The organism is Pseudarthrobacter sp. 902506025, from assembly GCF_040702325.1.
GTDB lineage: Bacteria > Actinomycetota > Actinomycetes > Actinomycetales > Micrococcaceae > Arthrobacter.
The window spans coordinates 153,865-170,866 of sequence record NZ_JBFBKW010000002.1 but is presented as its reverse complement, the minus strand read 5'-3'; the positions used below and the strand labels follow the sequence as shown (position 1 = coordinate 170,866).

Sequence of the window (17,002 nt, the reverse complement as noted above, 5' to 3'; positions counted from 1 at the left end):
CCTAATGACTCAGCCAGCCTCGTAGGAAGCATGCAACAGCCATAAATGTCCTTTCCTCCTGGGCCAGCCGCGGCCTCACCATGGTCGGTGACGTATGGCCCTGCGAAGACCTCGAACGGTAACCACATTTCTGGCCATGTGCCGCCACTCATTGAAGCTCGCCGGAGGGTTCTTCATAGGCTTTTCGGCAGGCATCCGCATGGCTTTACGGCTCCGGTGAGTGGTTCGGAGCAAGGCAGCGGCAGCAAGCAGTCCGGCTATGGATAGTGAGGACTGTACGAATGCGGAGCCGTACCCCAAACTCTCCAACACCGCCGGTAAGGCGATCAGGTATGCCATCAGAGCACCAAGAGTCGCTGCAAACCACAGGATGGACAGCAGCTGCACCCTTCGCTCTGCAAGCAGGATGAGGTCTCCGGTATGGGAAGCAGCACACTCGCGCAACTGGTTTTCGAAGTATCCGGTTGCTTGTTGGCTTTCGCTGAGCTTGAGCCGGCTCACCTTCAAGGCGGCATCCCGCTCCTGGAGCTGGGCTTCGTAGCGGCGGCGCTTGGCCTCGAATAGAGCAGCGGAACTCTGAATGTTCGCTGCTGGCGGTTTCTCGCGTGCCATTGAGCGCCGGACCACCTCCCGCCTGATGGACTCTCCGGCTGCCGTTGGCGTCGTAAAGGAAAAGTCAGCTGCCCGGTCAGCCATAAGAACGTCGGTTGTATGCCCAACAGCCGTTGCAATCGGAACTGGACAGTTGCGGACAGCAAGGGCAACCGATGGATCGTTGAAGACGTGCAAATCGCTCCAATGACCACCGCCGCGTACGAGTACCGCGAGGTCGAAAGCGTCTGCTTCGCAATTGGCGAGTATGGATGCAAGGTCCGTGGGCGCCGAAGCACGACTCCATGTCACTGATTGATACTGGACATCGAGGTCACCGCTTTGCTGTGCGCGGTCCACACTTTCCTTGAAATCTGCCAGACCTTGGCTTTTTTCCGATCCGATTACCAGTACACGGCGCAATGTCGCCGGAAGAAGCTTCATCGCACCACCAATCGGGGCGTGTATTCGGTCTCGATCCAGCCTGCACAAAGGAACACCGGCGTGTGCAAGCTGTTGCATCGTCCTCTGGTCACGGACGTAGATAGGGCCGGTGCGGCTGAAACGCAGGGATATTTTCGTGACGTCGAGGATTAGCTTCTTCCGACGGTCCAAGGTTGGGGTCGCCTCTAGTTCCAGCAAATTGCCCGTCTGGAGGGCCTGCGTGATGGATGTCCCCCTGCCCTGCAGGTATCTGCTGATCGTTGCCGCGTTCCGGGCCTCAATGCGGGCAGGAAGGACGTGAACCTTACCGTTTTGGATATCTGCCAGTTCAAAGTACCAATCGGTGCCGGTCCTCTTTGGCTCCCTGCATTCACCGGAGATCGATGTGGGAGATGTTCCGAGCGAATTTTTGACTCCGCTCAAGACCTCCTCGATACAGCTTAGGTCCCTCCCGAAAGCACGCGTCTTTTGCCGGCCGGCAGGCCTCATTGTTTCCAATTCCGTCTCCCCAATACCCGTTGGCTTCTGCGTTCAGCACCAACGTAGGCGGAAGCCCGGACATTCTCCTGTCACATCCCAAAGTGCGGGAACGCTCCTACTCCACGAACCGGTTCCGGCCGGACCAGTAGCCAAAGACCGCCGCGAGCAGGCCCACCACCATAAACAGGATCCCGGCGGGAACGAAGGATCCCGTTGCCTGGTGGAGCTGGCCCACCATGAGGGTGCCTGTGGAGCCAACCCCGTAGCCCACGCCCTGCATCATGCCGGAGAGGTGGGCTGCGGTGTGCCCGTCGCGGGTGCGGAGCATGATCAGGGTCAGGGCCGCGGCGGTGAGGCTTCCCTGCCCCAGTCCGAGCAGGCCGGCCCACACCCAGATGAGGTTGAGGGGGCCGAGGATGCTCAGTACGAATCCCCCGCCGGTCATCAACGCTACAACCGTGTTGATGGCGCGCTGGTCCCGGAACCTCGCGGCCAGGGCGGGGGCGAACAGGGATCCCAGCATTTGCAGCACGATGCACACGGCAACGATCAGCCCTGCGGTGGCCCCGTCCACGCCCCGTTCCCGGAGGATGGGCGCCAGCCAGGCGAAGCCGCTGAAGGACATCATGGCCTGCAGCACCATGAAGATGGTGACCTGCCAGGCGACGGGTGAGCGCCAGACGTTGATCCCGTCCCGGACCGCCTGGTGCCGGACCGTGCCCTGGCGCAGGGCCACGGGGAGGAACAGGAGAAGCACGACGGCGGCGGGCAGCGCCCAGACCCACAGCGCCTTGGTCCACTCCCCCGTCGCCGTGTAGACCGGGTAGGTGAAGCCGGCCCCGAGGGCGGCTGATGCGCAGATCGCGGTGGTGTAGAGGCCGCCCATGAGCCCCAGCCGGTGCGGGAAGTCGCGCTTCACCAGTCCGGGGAGGAGCACGTTGCACAGGGCGATTGCCGCTCCGCAGGCCGCCGTTCCAACGAGGAGGGCCGGCAGGTGGCCCGAACCGGCGGCGGCTGCACCGGTGTCCACCGGCCGCAGCAGCAGTCCAGCGGTCAGCAGTGCCATGGCGCCCAGCAGCACACGCTCCGCGCCGAACCGCCGGGCCAGGACCGGGGCGACCGGCGCGAAGACGCCCAGCAGTGTCACGGGAACCGTGGTCAGCACCACGACGGACCAACCGGGCAGCCCGGCCTGCGATGTCACTTCCGGCAGGACGGCGGAGAGGCTGGAAAAGACGCTGCGCAGGTTCAGGCCGATCAGGACCAGGCACACACCCAGGTAGGCCAGGGCGCGCCGGCTGCCTACGCGGGTGGGTTCCGCAGCCGGCAGCTCATCAATTTCTGCATCCACCAGGGTGCTGAGGTCCACCAGGCTGCTGCCCGTCCTGGTCCGGCCATGGGCTTCCCCGGAGTCAGCCGTTCGCTGCTGCATCCCCGGTTCGGCATTCGTTGCGTCGGTCATCCGCCCATTCTTGCAGGCGGGCACCGGCGTGGAGTTTTCCACATACGGACGCGCGCACCTTCCGGCGCTCCAGGCAGATTCGTAGGTTGTTACCAGCCGCGGCCACGCACCTGGCCGCACCTTACAACGGGAGCACCATGGAAACGACACCGCAGCCGGAATCACGCCCCGCCCCGCCCGAGAGCCGGGCGCTGAAGGGTGGACCACTGGAGGGCACAAAGTTGGAGAGCACAGTGCCGGAGAACGCACCGGCGGACGGGACGAGGCCGCCTCCCGTCCATGGCGGCCCTGGCCAGCCGCCGGGAGCACCCGGCCATAAAGCGACGAACAGCCTGGTCCTGGCGATCCTTGCCCCGGTCAGCATGCTCCTGACCGGACCGTTCGCCGGGCTGGCCATGCTCCTGACGTATTCGGACAACGGCTACTCGCGCACTCCCTGGGCAGCTCCCTTCGTGCTGTTCAGCCTGCCTCTCCTCTTTGCCTTCCTCGGTCTCCGGCTTTCACTCCCAGCGCTGAAACAGTTGCCGCGGGGATCTGGAAGCCGGTCCGCGGCGGCAGTTGCCCTCTGCATCTGCGGTGTGGTCTTCGCCCTGGCACTCGGTCCCGCCCTCGACCTCATAGGCGTGTTCTGAGCATCGGAGTGCTCCGGGCCCAGGTGTCTTCACGGCGCTCCGATCGTCCGCCGTCCCCGCGGCGCTATTCTGGAAGGGATGAGCGAATCCCCTGAAAACCCCCAGCAGCCGCATGTCCCGCGGCCTGTCACGCCCGGCACCCAGGCCTCCTTCGGCACGTACGGCGGCCGCCCCGTCAGTTTTGTGCGCCGCGGCACCAGGCTGCAGGGCCGCCGGCAGGCTGCCTGGGCCGAGCACGCCGAGCGGTGGGCAGTCGACGTGCCACGGCATGTAGCCAACACCTCGGTCCACCCCGATTACACCTTTGACGCCGCCGCGGAATTCGGCCGTGAAGCGCCGCTCATCGTCGAGATCGGATCCGGACTCGGCGACGCCATCTGCCATGCGGCGGAACAGAACCCGGACACCAACTTCCTGGCCGTGGAGGTCTACACGCCGGGGCTGGCCAATACGATCATCAAGATCAACAGCAGGGGCTTGAACAACGTCCGCGTGGTGGAAGCGAACGCACCCGAGGTCCTGGCCACCATGCTGCCCGAAGGCTCGGTCAGCGAACTCTGGGTCTTCTTCCCGGACCCCTGGCACAAGTCGCGGCACCACAAGCGCCGCCTCATCCAGCCCGAGTTCGCCGGGCTTGCGGCGCGGGCGCTGAAGCCGGGAGGCCTGTTCCGGATCGCCACCGACTGGTCAAACTACGCCGTCCATGTCCGGGACGTCATGGCGGGTTCAGGGGACTTCGAAAACCTGCACACCGGCGAGCGCCGCGGCCCCGAAAGCCCCCTGACGCAGGTGTGGCAGTCCGGCGTCGAATCGGTGGTGGGCGGGGCGCCGGTGCGTGAAGGGCGCGCCCCGGTCAGCACGGAACACACCGGACCCAACGAGGGCGTGGATGAAACAGGCGGCTGGGCGCCCCGCTTCGAGGGCAGGATCCGGACCAGCTTCGAGGCAAAGGCCCACGAGGCCGGGCGGCTGATCTTCGATCTCTGCTACCGGCGCCGCTGAGCGGCAGCCCGGGAAACGCTCCTAGCCGACGTTGATGGCGGCCACGATCTCCTTGAGCATGTCCAGGCGCGGTTCCGCTTCCGGGTTCACATAGGGCCAGACGACCACGACACCGATGAACCGGCCGCTTTCCCACACGCCCACGGTGGCTGCCACCTTGGCCGGCCCGCCGTCGTCTTCATATCCCACCACCACGGCGTAAGCGGCCTTGCCGGGCAGGTTCAGCTCGCCCTCCGCCAGGAGGGTGCCGCCGCGGTCTTCAAGGTAGAAGTCCGCCATCAGGTGCGCCCAGCCGTTGGCCTGCGGCGCATCCTGCACGGAGGTGTCATCCTTGATCACGGTGACCAGGACGCCGCCCAGCAGGCCGTACTGTTCGCTGTTGGGCCCGGCCGTGGAATCCTCCAGGACCTGGGTGTGCTCGGGAAAATCTGCGGTGAAGCCCAGCGGGGATTCGATGTGCACTGACATTGGTTTCAGAGCCTCTCGAGCTTGGTGTCGTTGGGGACTTTATAGTACGTGGACACATTGGTGGTGGCCTGGTTCTCGGTCTTGACGTCCACTTCACCCACCTTGACGTCGAACCCGGCCTCGTTGGTGGCCGTGACCACGGAGTTCACCTGCACGGTGGCGGACCCGGCCTCGTAGAGCCGGGCGGCATCGCGGGCGGCACCGGCATCGTTGCCCAGGGCCACGTTGCGCAGGTAGCTGTCGATGACCGGGCGGTTCTCCGGGGAGTAATCGACATCGATCTTGACGCTGCCCTGGGTACCGGCCGTCACGGTTGAATCGAACTTCGCAGCCTCGGTCTTCACACCGGACGTGACGCCCTGGGCCACGGTCCCGTCCATGGAGACGGACACGGAATCGATGTTGTTGTCCTTGTCCATGTTGACCTGCAGGCCGCCCTTGCCGGAAGCCTCGAAGACCCGGCCGTCCAGCTTGAGCTGGCCCTGGGCGGAGACCTCCCCGCTGGCTGTGGACGTACCGTCCGTCAGGTTCCGCTCATACGCAAGATCGAGCTTCGCCCCGCCGGACGCCGTTCCGGACTCGCCGCTGGCGTCGAGCGAGAACGTGCCCTTGGCCTTGTCCGTCTGTCCGGTGGAGCCGTTGTCCTTCGCCGCGTCATTGATGGTGTCCAGGATGTATCCGGGCGGGTTGCCGGCCACATCCTTGATCTCACCGATGCTGTCCGGCGGAAGGTCGCGGTACATCTGCTCGCGGGCAGCCATGGCTTCCTCCACGCTGCCGAACGTGTACTCGCGGGAGACCTCTCCGGTGAGCGTCGCACCCGCCGTGCCGCTGGCGTCGTTAACGCCCAGGCCCATGTTTCCGTACACCTTCATGGTGGCGGAGCCGTCGGCGTTCTCCACCACTTCGGTCCCCACCTCGGCGCCGCCGTGGACCCAGGCAACCCGGGCTTCGATGGAGGCCTTGCCCGTTTCCGTGTAGACCGGGATGTCAGCTTTGGCCAGTTCCTGCAGGTGCTGTTTTGCCAGCTCCTGCGCGGACGCCGGAATGCCGCCGTCCATGCGCATGAGGTCCTCGGCGAACGGGCCGTCGCTGCCCTCGCCCTGGATCAGGTACGCCCGGTCGGCATCGGACAGGCCGGCCCACCACTTCGCCTGCTCTTCCGGGCTGGCGTTGAGCATCCGGTCCAGACCCGTTTCGAGCTCCCGCCGGTGTTCGGCAGCCGCCCTGGCCTCTTCGGCCCTTTCCTTGAACCACTCCTTCGCCTGCGCGGCCATTGAGGTGAGCCGGTCCCAGGTGCTGCCGCCGGAACCCCCGGTGCCGGCCGTGGACGCTTTCTCCTGCTCGTCGGCATGCTTCATCAGGATTTTTGAGTTTTCCCGCAGGCTTGCCACCACTTTGTCCAGGCTGGGACGGTGGCTGGCACTCCACTCCTGGCGGAAGCGTTCACCGTCCCGGCCCTTCCACGGCGCGGACTGGATCTGGCTGTGCAGGGACCCTGCGCGGCTGCTCAACAGTGATGCTGCCTGGTCCGCGGCCTTGGCCAGCGCCCGCAACTGGCTGATGTCTGCGCCGTAAAAAGTCATGGTTTCCCCCGGGAAAGAGTGCGGTACGTGTCAATCGCTGGTCCTTATGGTTGCACAGGTGCCGGAACCGGGCGATGGGGATCCCTCCCCATCGCCCGGACTGTGCCCGCCCGACTGTTCGGTGCCCCGGCGGCGTGGGACGATTGGCCTTGTAAGAAGGGCACGCACACCGGCGCGCTACCGCGCCTGTCCAAAGGAAAGACGATCAAAGAAGAACTGAAGCAGGTCGTTGACAAGGCTGAGGACGTCACCAATTCGCGGGTCCTTGAGTTCCTGGCCCGGTCAGGGTTCGCGGCCAGCGGCATCCTGCACCTGCTGGTGGGTGCCATCGCCATCCGCCTGGCCATGGGCGGCACCGGACACGCCGATTTCAGCGTGCCGTGGCCGAGCTTGCCACCATGCCTGTGGGTCCGTTCCTGCTGTGGGGAAGCTTTGCCGCCTGCGCAGCCTTGTCACTGTGGCAGGCCGGTGACGCGATTTTCGACTTCAACCACCAGGCCACCAAGAAAAAGGTCAAGAACAAAGCCAAGGCCGCGCTGCAGGCAATCGTGTATGCGGTGCTGGCGTTGACACTGTGGCATTTCGCCACGGGGACGGGTACCGGCGATGACAACCGCAAGGCCACCAGCGACTTCACCGTTTCCATGATGTCTGCCCCCGGCGGCGTGGCACTGCTGGTCGTGATCGGCCTGGCAGTCGCTGTTACGGGGGTTGCCTACGGCATGCGGGGGCCCAAGCGAAGCTTCGAGAAGCAGCTGCGGATGCCTGCCGCCGGCGCGGCCCGGACCGCCGTGCTGTCCCTGGGCATTGCCGGCTACCTGGCCAAGGGTCTGGTACTGCTGCTGACGGGGCTGCTCATCGTCATCGCCACCATCAAGGAGCACCCGGAGGACTCCACCGGCCTGGACGGCGGCCTGCGTGCACTCCGCGACCAGCCCATGGGACCCTATCTCCTGGCCGCGGTGGGAGCCGGGCTGGTCTGCTACGGCGCGTACATGATCATGCGCGCCCGGCTGGCGAAAATGACCAAGTAACACCCCGCGGCGTGGTTAGGTTGGGGCATGCCCCAGGTACGCGCTGAACGCCTTATCCGTATCGATCCGGAGACTGCGTTCGCCCTCTCCCAGACCACGGGAGACTTCCGGCTCAAGTGGGACCCCTTTATTTCCGCCCAGGGCTTCCTTGACGGAGCGCGTGCGGCGGGAAAGGGCGTCCGCACCCGGACCAGATCCCGGCTGGGCCTGGTGATGGTGAGCCAGTACGTCTCCTACGCACCGCCCCGGAACGTCGGCATGACCATGGTGGCTGGCCCGTGGTTCTTCACAAACTTTGGCGGAGGCTGGCGGTTCACGGCGGACGACGGCGGCACCCGGGCCGTCTGGAAGTACACCTTTTCATGCCGTCCGGCTTTGCTCCGGCCCCTTATGGAAGGGATTGGCAGCCGGCTGCTGGGCTACGAGATCGAACGCCGGATCGAGGCCTTCGCCCGCGCCTGCGAGGACCCCGCCCTGGTGGCGGAATTCCGGGCCCTGAGGCATGCCGGTGAAGCCGCCGACCAGGCCGGCAACCCGCACCCCTAGGGAACGGTGATGACCGCCACGGCCCGCTGGGCGCCGTCGCGCAGTTCGACGCTCGAGATGCTGCCCAGCTGGATGGGCGTCGCCCCGGTGACCTTGACCTTTCCGCTGGGGGTAGCGGTCCAGGCGCAGGCCCGGTCCTCTGTGCCCGCCCGGTCCCGCACCCACAGCGAAAGGGTCCCTTCCGCCGGCAGGCTGCTGCCGCTGACTGCAAGCTCGGTCCCCCAGGTCTTGCGTGCCATGTCGATGTTCACCTGGAGCCCTCCGCCGGACGCCACGGAATAAGTGGCATCCGGCTGCGGCGGCCTGACAAGCAGGGGCCCCACGGCCAGGCCCACAGCCAGGCACGCGGCGGCAACAGCCCCCGCCAAAGCCGCCCACCGCCGTCGTATGGTCCGACGCCGGCGCGCCAGTTCGCTGAACAGGCGCGCCGGGGCGTTGGCATCAGTTCCCTCGCTGCCGCCGGGCACGGCGCTGCTGCCCGGAATGCCGCTGAGTGCCACGGCGTCAGGAACGGGAAGGGAATCCAGGAGCATGGGCACTTTTTCCAGTACCGCCAGTTCCTTGCGGCAGGCGGCGCAGTCCTGGAGATGCGCCTCGAACAGGGTGAGGTCGGCGGCGTCAAGGCCGCCCAGGACGTAGGCACCCAGCAGGTGGTGCGGGTTGGTGTTCACCGTTCCACCCCCATCTCGTCCAGGATGGTGCGCAGGGCCCGCAGGGCGTAATAGGCGCGGGACTTGACGGTGCCGCTGGGGATGTTGAGCTGGACCGCCGCCTCGTTGACGGTGAACCGGCGGTAATGCAGGGCCACCAGGACGTCCCGGTGTTCCTTGCTCAGCCGCAGCAGCGCTTCCTCCATCAGGACCCGGTTGAGCAGCTCGTCAACGCGGCCCATCACCTCGGCGGGGTCGGTAAGGCTGCTTTCCAGCGCCTCGTGCGGGCGGCGCTGGCTCCGGCGGTAGTTGTCGATCATGATGTTCCTGGCTGTGCGGTACAAGTAACTGCGGAAGCTGCCGTTGATGTCCGGGGCATGCTGCCAGACGCGGAGCACTGTTTCCTGGACCACGTCCTCCGCGAGCTGCGGATCCCGGGTGGCGCTGAGCACGAACCGGCGCAGGGCGCTGCCATGTTCACGGTAGATGGCCTCCACCACGTTGTCGTCGAGCGGCATCCCGCTCCTCCCGTCACTGTCCTGGACACATCACTGCCCGCGGGGAACGCCACGGCATCTGCACTCCCGGCTGTTACCACGACAGGGAGCAGGAATCGGTTCAATCGGACAGCGCCACAGCGTACCTGTGAACCATTCTTTACCCGGAGGCGTCGTAGGGGTTAGCGCCCCATGATCCAGAGCCGGGCGCGGCCGAAGAGGCACCAGCCACGAAAGCACACAGCCAAGGAGCACACCATGAAACAGCATCTCGGGGCAGGACTTGCCATCCTGGCCCTGGCGGCAGCCCTCACCGGTTGCGGCAGCAACGCCGGCACCACCCCGTCGGCCACGGCCCCGGCCACCACTGGCGCGTCATCTTCCGGTGCCGCATCCACCGCACCGTCATCGGGCTCTGCGCAGTCATCGAAGGCGAGTGCCGCCGTCGAGCTTAAAACAGGCTCCTCTCCGGAAGGCAGCATCGTGGTGGACGCGAAGGGCATGAGCCTCTACTTCTTCACCAAGGACACCAAGGACTCCGGCAGCAGCGCCTGCACCGGTTCCTGCCTGGTCCAGTGGCCGCCGCTGACCACCACGTCGGGAGCCCCCACCGCAGAGGGAGTGACCGGGAAGCTGGGCACCATCACCACGCCTGACGGCAAGAAACAGGTGACCTTGAACGGCATGCCCCTCTACTACTTCGCCAAGGACACTAAGCCGGGCGACGTCCTGGGCCAGGGCGTGGGCGGAGTCTGGTACCTGTCCGACCCGTCGGGAGCCATGGTCAAGGCAGCGCCGGCCCAGGGCTACTAGGCAACGCTGGCCTGGCAGGGACTGCCAGGCGCCTGTCCTACTTCAGGGAAACGTCCGGGGTTTTGCCCGGGAGCGGGATCTCAGTGGGCAACAGAACGGGCAGCTTGGGGCCCTGTTCCAGGCCCTTCCTGACGTCCCCTGACACGTCGGTGGGCAGGGCAGGCTCCGCGGGAACCTGGGCAGGCTTCTGCGTAGCCGTCCCGTGAGTGGGGGTGTTTCCCTGCCGCGCCGGAACGCCCGACGGCGCCGCGGCGGCAGGGGCAGAAGCGGGCGCGGGTGCCGGTGGGACGGCATCCGCGCTGCTGGTTGCCGACGGCCGGGGTCCTGCCGGAACGGGCACCGGAGCCTGTGTGGTGTCGTTGCCGGCAGGTGCCGCCGCGGAACCAGTCACGAACGAGGTGACGGCCTGGTTCAGCTGGGAGATGGAGTCGCGGAAGCCCTGATCGGAGGCGGCAGCCACTGCACCTCCGGCAGCGAGCGAGGCAGCCACCGAGAGCGTGGTGAGGGTGATGCGGCGCTTGGCCCTGCGGCGGGCCGCGAGTTCATCAGCCGGTTTCACTGGGCTGGGTTGAGCTGCCCCACCCTCAGCGGTGGCCCCGGTGGTGGGAAGCACTGTGGTGGCGGCCGGCACACCAACGGGAAGCACGGTGGTGGCGGCAGTTGGCGTGCCTGCCATCAGCGCTGCGATTTCGGCGGAGGGTGCCGGGGCCTCTGCCGCCAGGGCACGCAGGTTGAGCAGGGCGTCACGGAGCTGGCCGTCGTCGTCCATGCCTGCCTCCAGCAGAAGCTGGTCAACAGCCCCCTGGTTGCGGGATCCTGCGGTGTCACTCATGATGTGCCTGGTTTCTCTTGAGCGTTTGTGCCTTGAGGTTTTGCAGGGCCCGGCGCTGGAGCTGCTTGATGGCTCCGGCGCTCTTGCCCATGATGGCGGCCACCTGGTCGATGGACAGGTCCGCCACGACGCGAAGGGCCAGGACCTCCTGGTGTTCTTCGCTGAGCCCGTCCAGCATGGCTTCGGCTCCGGCCGTCAGTTCCACGGCGTGGTCCTCCGCGGACGGCGTGGTCCGGCCGTCGTGCTGGGGGTCGTACGGTGTCAGCTGCGGCCTGCGCTCCACCCGCCGGTAGTGGTCCACCATGCGCGCGTGGGCAATTGAGAAGATCAGCGATTTTGCGCCCTGCAGGCCGCCCGTGAGCGTGCCGATCCTGGAGTAGAAGGCCAGGAAGACGTCCTGGGTAACGGCCTCGGGGTCATCGAGTCCGCGCGCTTTGAGGTACCCGTGGACAGGGCCCGCGAAGGTTCGATAGGCAGCAGCGAACAACACGGCAGGATCAGTTCCGGCTGCGTTGTCGAATAAGTCGATCTCTTCTTGGGCCAAAGTGTCCAGCACCAGCGGCTCCTCCATCCCGGGGCCCGGGCTTGCGCCTGGTCCCGGTTTCCGGTTCGGACTGCCAGTCCCCGTGGTATTCCGGCTGCCTTTTTGCGGGTTTGCCAGGGGCGCTTTTCCAAAGGTGCGCGCCCCCGCCCGGCTGCCCGGACTGCGGCCGCAGCCGCAGTCCAGACTAGCCAATGAGCCTTAGCGGGCCGAAACTGACGGGGCGTGGACGGTGCTGCCGCCCACGGCGGGAACAGCAGGAACAGCGGGAACGGTGTCCGCGCCGTCGACACCCGGAACGGCCGGGACGGCGGGTACTGCGGGAGCGGACGGAACGGCGGGGACCTCAGGCTTGGTGGCGTCAACGGACACGGAACCCTTACCCTCGGCACCGGCCTTGGCTGCGGCGTCGGCCTTGGCCACGACGTCGGTGCAGTAGCTCTTGATGTTGGCGTCGCCCTTGGCAGCGATGGACAGCGAGGAGAATGCCTTGGAGGAAGCGTCCAGGCCGCCGTGGGTGAAGGCGGTGCAGAGACCCAGGGCTGCAGGGCCGGCCGCGTCAACGGCGGTGTTGGCCGTGGCGGAACCGCTTACGTCAGCGCCGGCCTTTTCGTCAGATGCCTCAGCGGACGCGGAAGCCTTGGCAGTGGCCTCTGCGGTGGCGTCGGCGCTCTTCAGGGCGTCGGAGACGGCCGCGGTGGCGGTAGGGGCCGGGGTGGTCTGGGCGTCAGCTGCTGCTTCGGCTGCAAGCTTGGGGGCCGGTGCACCGAAAAGTTCGTGGGCGGTCTGCTGGGCCTGGGTGGGGAGGGCACCGGAGACGGCGGCGGCGCCGGTTCCTCCTACTGCCAGGGTTCCGGCGGCCAGGACTCCGGCGGCGACTTTGCTGGTGGCGAGAACGGTGAATACAGACATTTACTTCTCCAAAACCTAGACAACACATCGGACTGGGCCCGCCGGGCGGACCCATCACTGACTACATCGCCTGCGGTTGCGGAAAGGTTACGGGTGTTTGGAAATTTCTTTTTTGGCCTCCACATCGCTGGAAGCATTTCGGAGCGCCGGTCCGCTCCGGCTGTTTCACGGCGCTCCGGCGATCCGCAGAGCTGAGGAACCGGCTGCTTTACGTTCGGCCAAGTCAGGAACCATGGCAGCGAGCCGCTGGATGTACGGTCCCACCTCTTCGTCGTCCAGCACCAGCAGGTCCGGCTGGCTGCGCAGCCACCGGGCATTCAAGGCAGTGATGTTCTCGCGCTCCAGCAGTTCCTCGAACTCGCCGTCAAGCTCCCCGGCCCGGAGGAGGGCGCCGGCAACGGCCCCGCTGTCACCGGCACCGCCGGCCAGGTAGGACGCTTCGGTTCCGGCGGTCAGCACGCGGTAAGCCTCCGCGGCCCGGTTGAACAGGTCCAGGTGCGCGGTGGCGCCCATCCCTGCCATGCCTTCGCGGACCAGCGGGTCGGTGGAGATCCGGCCACCCGCCATGACGGCGTACTGCGCGAAGCCGCCCTCCAGCGCCTGCGACAGGTAGAAGTCCACCAGGCAGCTTCGGACGGCCACCGGAGACATGTCCTCCAGCCGCAGCGTGGCCTTGCGCATCGCATCGATGATGGCCGCGTTGGCCTCCACCACCTCCTCGTCCCTGCCTCCGATACTGCTGCTGGTCAGGACGACGGGCTGGGGCGTGATGGTCATGGCAATCCTTGCTGGGCGGTGGTGGTGCTCCGGACGCTTTTCACGCTACGACGGCCGGTTCACGGCAGCATCGGGAAGGAAATGAACGTCAAGCGAAGTTTTCGGGACCACCAGGGCAGGCACCCGTCGGCATGGGGGTGCCGCCCGGCGAACTAAGATGGATCAGATAACCACCCACCGGACCCGGCTCCGCCGTGGCCTGCCGAAAGTAGCGCTCACCATGCCATCCCAACCGGACGAAAGTGCGGACCTGGCAATACAGACACCCGCCATCAACGACCGCTCGCTCGCGGCCGGGCTGGCGTATGCCATGGCAAGCAGGGTCTCCGGCATATCGTTCGACGGCGGCACGGGGCTCATGCTGGGAAAGGTCCGGGGCGGCGCGGAAGTTCCCTACTCCACCACGGCCAAGCTGGTCCGGAAGTCCGGCGGCTGGAGCTGCACTGTGGGCGTCTGCAGCTGCCCCGTCCGCAAGGACTGCAAGCACGTCGCGGCCCTGCTGTTCGCGGCCGAGGACAACCCCTCCATCCGGATGCAGCTGCTGGCGCCGTCCACCTCCACGCAGGTGTCCCGCGCACCGTCAGCGGCCCTCCCGGACTGGGAGCAGGCCCTCAGTCCGCTGATCTCCCAGCCAGGTTCCGCCCCCTCCACAGCCGGGGTTCCCCTGGCCCTGCAGTTCGAGGTGGAGGAACCACCGCCGCACTTTTCGTACACGGGCCGCCGGGACCCGGTCCGCGGCGTCCGGCAGCTCAAGGTCCGCCCCGTCATCATGGGCGCCAAAGGCAAGTGGATCCGCGGTGACGTTTCCTGGAACACCCTGAGCTACCTGAACTTCCGGCGCGAATCGAACCAGGCGCACGTGGAATGGCTGCAGGAGTTCCTGGCCGGCCATTCCTCCTCCGCCAGCCGGATGCACAACTCCGCCGGCCTGTGGCTGGGCCTGAACTCCTACGCCGGCAAGAACCTGTGGAGCCTGCTGTCCGATGCCCGGAAGATCGGGCTCGCGCTGGTCCACTCGCGCGGCACCGAGCCGGTACGGGTGGCCGAGTCCCCTGCCGCCGTCGGACTTTCCCTCAGCCGGTACGGGACCCCCGTGGCTGAGCCGGCCGCGGAAGCAGGCGGGGCAAAAGCGGACACGTCCGACGGCGGCCTGGAGCTTTCGCCCACCATCACCGTTGACGGGGCCGAGGTTGATCCGGCGGCGGTAGGCACCATCGGCAGGCCCGCGCACGGCCTCTTCTTCACGGCCGGAGAAGCCGCCCTGCCCGGCGTCCCCGACCCCGACGGCGTCATTACGCTGGCGCCGCTGGAAAACGGGCTGAGCGAGGAGCTGCTGGCGTTCGTCACCGCGGGAAGCATGCTGCACATCCCGGCCCGGGACGAGTCGCGGTTCCTGACCGGCTTCTACCCCAAGCTCAAGCAAACCGCCCGGGTGACAACCCGCGACGAGTCCGTGGAACTGCCCGAACTGGCCGTCCCCACCCTCTCTCTGCTGGCCAACTACGGCGCGGACCACCGGGTGCGGCTGCACTGGGAGTGGCACTACAAAACCGGCAAGCTGGTCACCGCGCAGCCCCTGTGGCGGCACCCCGGCGACCACGGCTACCGCGACGACACCGCCGAGGCCCGCATCCTGGAAGGGATCGGCCACCCCTGGGATGTGGTGGCCGCCCTGGGCGAATCGGCGACGGGCGGCTGGGGCACTCCCCGGCTGGCGGCGTCCGCCGAGCTGACCGGCCTGGACACGCTGGCCTTCACCGAGGAAGTGCTGCCGCGGCTGCGGGAGGCCCCGGACGTGGATGTGGAAACAGTGGGCGACATCGCCGACTACCGCGAGGCCGAGGAAGCGCCGGTGGTGTCCATCTCCACCAAGGCCACCGAACAGCGTGACTGGTTCGACTTGGGCATCCAGATATCGCTTGAAGGCCAGCCCGTGTCCTTCGCGGCTGTCTTCTCGGCGCTGGCGGCCGGCCAGACCAAGATGCTGCTGCCCAGCGGCGCCTACTTCTCCCTGGACCTGCCGGAGCTGCACCAGTTGAGGGCTCTGATCGAGGAAGCCAGGTCGCTGCAGGACAACAAGGACGCGCCGCTCCAGATCAGCAGGTTCCAGGCCGGGCTGTGGGATGAACTGGCGCAGCTGGGGATTGTTGACGAACAGGCCGCCGCCTGGCGGTCCGCGGTGGGCGGGCTCTTGGAGGGCGGCACGGACGGGCTGCCGCTGCCGTCGTCCCTGAACGCCGAGCTGCGCCCGTACCAGCTGGAGGGCTATAACTGGCTCAGTTTCCTGTACAAGCACGGACTGGGCGGCATCCTGGCCGACGACATGGGCCTGGGCAAGACCGTGCAGGCGCTGGCCCTGATGTGCGCGGCGAAGGAGCTGGCCGTCGCGGCTGCTGCGTCCCTGGAGACGCCCGACGCCGGTGCTGCCGCGGACCCTGGAAACAGGCCCGCCGCCGTCGCGCCCTTCCTGGTGGTGGCGCCCACCAGCGTGGTGGGCAACTGGGCCCTCGAAGCCGCCCGCTTTGCGCCCGGGCTGACCGTGCGGACGGTCGGCGAGACCTTTGCCAAGAGCGGCCAGGACGTGGCGGCGGCCCTGGGCGGGGCAGATATCGTGATCACGTCCTACGCCCTGTTCCGGATCGACTACGACGCCTACGCCTCGCGTACCTGGAACGGGCTGGTGCTGGATGAGGCGCAGTTCGTGAAGAACCACCAGTCCAAGGCCTACCAGTGCGCGCGCAAGCTGCCGGCCGCGTTCAAGCTGGCCATCACGGGCACCCCGCTGGAGAACAACCTGATGGAGTTCTGGGCGCTGACGTCCATTGTGGCGCCTGGCCTGTTCTCCAGTCCCAAGCGCTTCGCCGAGTATTACCAGAAGCCGGTGGAGAAAAACGGCGACAAGGGGCAGCTGGAGAAGCTCCGGCGCCGCGTCCGGCCGCTGATGATGCGCCGCACCAAGGACCAGGTGATCAAGGACCTGCCGCCCAAACAGGAGCAGATCCTTGAGGTGGTGCTGAATCCGCGGCACCAGAAGGTGTACCAGACGCACCTGCAGCGCGAACGGCAGAAGATCCTCGGGCTGATCGAGGACGTCAACAAGAACCGGTTCACCATTTTCCAGTCGCTGACCCTGCTGCGGCAGCTCAGCCTGGACGTATCGCTGGTGGACCCTTCCCTGTCCGCGGTGCGGTCCTCCAAGCTGGATGTGCTGTTCGAGCAGCTCGAAGACCTGGTGGCCGAGGGGCACCGGGCACTGATCTTCAGCCAGTTCACGGGATTCCTGGGCAAGGTGCGGGAGCGGCTGGACGAGGAGGAGATCGAGTACTGCTACCTCGATGGCGGCACCAGGAACCGCGCCGACGTTGTCAGCGAGTTCAAGAACGGGAGCGCGCCCGTGTTCCTGATTTCACTCAAGGCCGGCGGGTTCGGCCTGAACCTCACCGAGGCCGACTATGTCTTCCTGCTGGATCCCTGGTGGAACCCGGCGTCCGAAGCCCAGGCCGTGGACCGGACACACCGCATTGGGCAGGCGCGGAACGTGATGGTGTACCGGCTCGTGGCCAAGGACACCATCGAGGAAAAGGTCATGGCGCTGAAGACCCGGAAGTCGCAGCTGTTCGCTGACGTCATGGAAGGCGACGCCCTGGCCGGCGGGGCCATTACGGCGGAGGACCTGGCGGGGCTGTTCAAGGAGTAGGGCCCTCCCGGGACTCCAACGTCTAAGCTGGTGCCCAA

Annotated in this window: 15 protein-coding genes and 1 pseudogene; 6 read left to right on the top strand and 10 right to left on the bottom strand. The window is 66.8% G+C overall.

Annotated elements, in window-relative coordinates; all coding sequences use genetic code 11:
* Window positions 1-75 precede the first annotated feature (75 nt).
* Together AB0280_RS04590 and AB0280_RS04585 are read right to left on the bottom strand one after the other, a co-directional pair.
* The gene (locus AB0280_RS04590) at window positions 76-1,458 is read right to left on the bottom strand and encodes an exodeoxyribonuclease VII large subunit (protein ID WP_307491750.1); all 1,383 of its coding nucleotides are present in this window, start codon (window positions 1,456-1,458) and stop codon (window positions 76-78) included.
* 172 nt (window positions 1,459-1,630) lie between these two features.
* The gene (locus AB0280_RS04585) at window positions 1,631-2,977 is read right to left on the bottom strand and encodes an MFS transporter (RefSeq protein WP_307491752.1); all 1,347 of its coding nucleotides are present in this window, start codon (window positions 2,975-2,977) and stop codon (window positions 1,631-1,633) included.
* A 233-nt stretch (window positions 2,978-3,210) separates the two neighbouring features.
* On the opposite strand from AB0280_RS04585, the gene AB0280_RS04580 reads away from it, so the two are divergent.
* A complete protein-coding gene (locus AB0280_RS04580; RefSeq protein WP_307491754.1) occupies window positions 3,211-3,609 on the top strand; it encodes a hypothetical protein in 399 nt (132 codons plus the stop codon).
* Window positions 3,610-3,687: 78 nt separating this feature from the next.
* The gene (trmB, locus tag AB0280_RS04575) at window positions 3,688-4,611 is read left to right on the top strand and encodes a tRNA (guanosine(46)-N7)-methyltransferase TrmB (protein ID WP_224023319.1); all 924 of its coding nucleotides are present in this window, start codon (window positions 3,688-3,690) and stop codon (window positions 4,609-4,611) included.
* Between the two features lie 21 nt (window positions 4,612-4,632).
* On the opposite strand, the gene AB0280_RS04570 is transcribed toward trmB, so the two are convergent.
* Both AB0280_RS04570 and AB0280_RS04565 read right to left on the bottom strand, forming a co-directional pair.
* The gene (locus tag AB0280_RS04570; RefSeq protein ID WP_307491757.1) at window positions 4,633-5,079 is read right to left on the bottom strand and encodes a hypothetical protein; all 447 of its coding nucleotides are present in this window, start codon (window positions 5,077-5,079) and stop codon (window positions 4,633-4,635) included.
* 5 nt (window positions 5,080-5,084) lie between these two features.
* Entirely contained in the window at window positions 5,085-6,665 is a 1,581-nt protein-coding gene (locus AB0280_RS04565) for a hypothetical protein (protein ID WP_307491759.1), read from the bottom strand.
* Window positions 6,666-6,881: 216 nt separating this feature from the next.
* On the opposite strand from AB0280_RS04565, the pseudogene AB0280_RS04560 reads away from it, so the two are divergent.
* Together AB0280_RS04560 and AB0280_RS04555 are read left to right on the top strand one after the other, a co-directional pair.
* A pseudogene (locus tag AB0280_RS04560) lies at window positions 6,882-7,699 on the top strand (DUF1206 domain-containing protein).
* 27 nt (window positions 7,700-7,726) lie between these two features.
* A complete protein-coding gene (locus AB0280_RS04555) occupies window positions 7,727-8,245 on the top strand; it encodes an SRPBCC family protein (protein ID WP_307491761.1) in 519 nt (172 codons plus the stop codon).
* Here AB0280_RS04555 and AB0280_RS04550 read toward each other — a convergent pair.
* Together AB0280_RS04550 and AB0280_RS04545 are read right to left on the bottom strand one after the other, a co-directional pair.
* Window positions 8,242-8,916: an anti-sigma factor family protein gene (locus AB0280_RS04550; RefSeq protein ID WP_307491763.1), complete on the bottom strand. Its 675-nt coding sequence runs from the start codon at window positions 8,914-8,916 to the stop codon at window positions 8,242-8,244. The genes AB0280_RS04555 and AB0280_RS04550 overlap by 4 nt on opposite strands.
* A complete protein-coding gene (locus tag AB0280_RS04545; RefSeq protein ID WP_159630306.1) occupies window positions 8,913-9,413 on the bottom strand; it encodes a sigma-70 family RNA polymerase sigma factor in 501 nt (166 codons plus the stop codon). Before AB0280_RS04545 ends, AB0280_RS04550 begins: the two co-directional genes overlap by 4 nt.
* 237 nt (window positions 9,414-9,650) lie before the next feature.
* Between AB0280_RS04545 and AB0280_RS04540 the strand changes: the two genes are divergently transcribed.
* A complete protein-coding gene (locus AB0280_RS04540; RefSeq protein WP_307491765.1) occupies window positions 9,651-10,205 on the top strand; it encodes a COG4315 family predicted lipoprotein in 555 nt (184 codons plus the stop codon).
* 37 nt (window positions 10,206-10,242) lie between these two features.
* Here the strand turns inward: AB0280_RS04540 and AB0280_RS04535 are convergent, their stop codons facing one another.
* The 4 genes from AB0280_RS04535 to AB0280_RS04520 all read right to left on the bottom strand — a co-directional run bounded on the left by AB0280_RS04535 (window position 10,243) and on the right by AB0280_RS04520 (window position 13,267).
* Window positions 10,243-11,037, bottom strand: coding sequence for a hypothetical protein (locus AB0280_RS04535; RefSeq protein ID WP_307491767.1), 795 nt, complete (start codon window positions 11,035-11,037; stop codon window positions 10,243-10,245).
* Window positions 11,030-11,608 (bottom strand): RNA polymerase sigma factor, encoded by a 579-nt coding sequence (locus AB0280_RS04530; RefSeq protein WP_307491769.1) that lies wholly within the window; start codon window positions 11,606-11,608, stop codon window positions 11,030-11,032. The genes AB0280_RS04535 and AB0280_RS04530 overlap by 8 nt, the downstream gene beginning before the upstream one ends.
* A gap of 171 nt (window positions 11,609-11,779) precedes the next feature.
* Window positions 11,780-12,490, bottom strand: a complete 711-nt coding sequence (locus tag AB0280_RS04525; RefSeq protein WP_307491771.1) for a protein tyrosine phosphatase — start codon at window positions 12,488-12,490, stop codon at window positions 11,780-11,782.
* A 165-nt stretch (window positions 12,491-12,655) separates the two neighbouring features.
* On the bottom strand, window positions 12,656-13,267 hold the full coding sequence (locus AB0280_RS04520; RefSeq protein ID WP_307491773.1) for a DMP19 family protein: 612 nt from the start codon (window positions 13,265-13,267) through the stop codon (window positions 12,656-12,658).
* Between the two features lie 220 nt (window positions 13,268-13,487).
* Here AB0280_RS04520 and AB0280_RS04515 point away from each other — a divergent pair, with 220 nt between their 5' ends.
* Window positions 13,488-16,964 carry a DEAD/DEAH box helicase gene (locus tag AB0280_RS04515; RefSeq protein ID WP_307491775.1) on the top strand — a complete coding sequence of 1,159 codons (3,477 nt, stop codon included), beginning with the start codon at window positions 13,488-13,490 and terminating at the stop codon, window positions 16,962-16,964.
* Window positions 16,965-17,002 lie beyond the last annotated feature (38 nt).

Excerpts from the sequence above, each read along its gene's own strand:
- AB0280_RS04585 (WP_307491752.1), bottom strand. The coding sequence starts at position 2,977 with ATGACCGACGCAACGAATGCCGAACCGGGGATGCAGCAGCGAACGGCT.
- trmB (WP_224023319.1), top strand. The coding sequence starts at position 3,688 with ATGAGCGAATCCCCTGAAAACCCCCAGCAGCCGCATGTCCCGCGGCCT.
- AB0280_RS04570 (WP_307491757.1), bottom strand. The coding sequence starts at position 5,079 with ATGTCAGTGCACATCGAATCCCCGCTGGGCTTCACCGCAGATTTTCCC.
- AB0280_RS04565 (WP_307491759.1), bottom strand. The coding sequence starts at position 6,665 with ATGACTTTTTACGGCGCAGACATCAGCCAGTTGCGGGCGCTGGCCAAG.
- AB0280_RS04555 (WP_307491761.1), top strand. The coding sequence starts at position 7,727 with ATGCCCCAGGTACGCGCTGAACGCCTTATCCGTATCGATCCGGAGACT.
- AB0280_RS04545 (WP_159630306.1), bottom strand. The coding sequence starts at position 9,413 with ATGCCGCTCGACGACAACGTGGTGGAGGCCATCTACCGTGAACATGGC.
- AB0280_RS04540 (WP_307491765.1), top strand. The coding sequence starts at position 9,651 with ATGAAACAGCATCTCGGGGCAGGACTTGCCATCCTGGCCCTGGCGGCA.
- AB0280_RS04535 (WP_307491767.1), bottom strand. The coding sequence starts at position 11,037 with ATGAGTGACACCGCAGGATCCCGCAACCAGGGGGCTGTTGACCAGCTT.
- AB0280_RS04530 (WP_307491769.1), bottom strand. The coding sequence starts at position 11,608 with ATGGAGGAGCCGCTGGTGCTGGACACTTTGGCCCAAGAAGAGATCGAC.
- AB0280_RS04525 (WP_307491771.1), bottom strand. The coding sequence starts at position 12,490 with ATGTCTGTATTCACCGTTCTCGCCACCAGCAAAGTCGCCGCCGGAGTC.
- AB0280_RS04520 (WP_307491773.1), bottom strand. The coding sequence starts at position 13,267 with ATGACCATCACGCCCCAGCCCGTCGTCCTGACCAGCAGCAGTATCGGA.
- AB0280_RS04515 (WP_307491775.1), top strand. The coding sequence starts at position 13,488 with ATGCCATCCCAACCGGACGAAAGTGCGGACCTGGCAATACAGACACCC.